The sequence below is a fragment of the Cohnella baijiui genome (genome assembly GCF_020731285.1).
GTDB lineage: Bacteria > Bacillota > Bacilli > Paenibacillales > Paenibacillaceae > Cohnella.
Window position 1 is genome coordinate 1 of sequence record NZ_JAJFOW010000439.1, and the last position, 221, is coordinate 221.

1 pseudogene is annotated in these 221 nt (G+C 49.3%); it reads left to right on the forward strand.

Annotated elements, in window-relative coordinates:
• Positions 1-221: pseudogene (locus tag LKX83_RS33295) on the forward strand (phosphatase PAP2 family protein); the annotation flags it as partial.

The window sequence follows — 221 nt, forward strand, 5'->3', positions numbered from 1 at the left end:
CGCAGCATTCCATTTAATGATGCGGCAATCTTTCGCATCTATCAGCCAGAGTGGTTCACCATCTTCCTGCGCTGGGTGTACGGATACGGTTTTTCGCTTGCTCTCTGGGTGGCTGTCATCCGTTCCTTTCTGACGCGAGACACTGGAAAAATGCTGCGTTATGTTCTATCAAGCCACACGCTCCAGCTCCCTATTATTGTACCATTCTATACAACGGTGCT